At 34.2% G+C, this 1,361-nt stretch carries 1 protein-coding gene; it reads left to right on the top strand.

The window, feature by feature from the left end; all coding sequences use genetic code 11:
• A partial coding sequence (locus tag AC3DU7_RS20630; protein ID WP_488041177.1) for an alpha/beta fold hydrolase occupies window positions 1-878 on the top strand: 878 nt, incomplete at its 5' end.
• Window positions 879-1,361: the final 483 nt, after the last annotated feature.

Genomic DNA, 1,361 nt, shown 5'->3' with positions numbered 1-1,361 from the left:
TCCCTGTTCCCTCTTTTCTGGAGATATCTGTTAAATTTTATAATTCCATAGTCATGCACTTTTTATGGCGTAATTCTCGTGTCAAGTTGTCTGGTGGGGTATTGTTTTGGCGTGAAATTGGTGGTAATTCAAATAATGTAGTTTTTCTGCATGGATCTTGGCATGATAGTAATCAATGGTTACCAGTTATGGAACGATTGAGTCTACATTACCATTGCTTTGCACCAGACTTACCAGGGTTTAGTGAGTCAGAATTTTCTGCTACTCATTATTCAATTAATCAAATAGTAGAATCTTTGGCTGAATATATAGCTACTTTGAAATTGGAGAAGGTATATTTAGTTGGTCATTCTTTAGGGGGTTGGATAGCAGCTAGTTATGCTCTCAAATATTCTGAACAAGTATTGGGCGCGATATTAATATCTCCTGAAGGAATTAATCTTGCTGCTGTTAAAGCACGTTGGCGGTTATTCAGATACTTAACTCAAAAACCTTCTTTTTTGTGTTGGGCTTTACGATTAATATATCCTTTTGTTAGGTTATTTGGCGCTCACACAAAAATTAAGAAAATTCTACAATTTCGACAAAAGTTATTGCTTTCTTCAACGGGAACTAAAATTTTATTTAGACCTAAATGGGCGGAAATTCAAGCTGAGTTATTGAAAGAAGATTTGGCTTTTCTGAAAGTAAAAACGTTGATTTTACAAGGTTATAAAGATACTGATATTGCTTTATCTATGAGTAAGTTTTATGCGGATTTATTGCCGATAGCGAAACTTCATTTAATTAATTCTGGTGGAGATAATTTACCGGAACAAATGCCGGATATAGTAGTAGAAGAAATTACGAATTTCCTGAGTTATAGAGATGATTTTTAGTATATAAAACGTGCGTGTCGTGTAATACTAAATTGATAGATTTTTGCTACAAATAGTTTAGGATATTTATTAGAAGTCAGGAGTCAGAAAAAACGGGAAATTTAGAGGAGATAGTCGGAAAAATTGTCTATTGATTTTTTTTGCCATAATCGTCTCAAAACACTAGTTTTATGCAGCTCTTGCTACCGAAAAGCGGACACTTTGTTCGACAAAAAAATGCTATAACCTTTATCTGTAAATGCTTTTAGATTTGATAGATAAGTCCTAATTAGGGTTTGCTGAAAAAGTCTTTTTGTCAGAGGAGGAGCCAGAATTTCCTACGGAATGCTACGCAAACAGGAGTAACGATAATTATAGAAGAGGTAGCCAGAAAAATCTTCCCTTGGCTTTCTTCCCCTATCTTGCTGAAAATCCGCTCATTTTTGAAGCATTACCACCTAAAAGCTAGCATTTTATTAGTACCTAAAAAGGCTAAAACATTTA

It is taken from the genome of Okeania sp., assembly GCF_983059655.1.
Note: the sequence above shows the minus strand (reverse complement) of the source record. Positions and strands in the feature narration are given on the sequence as shown.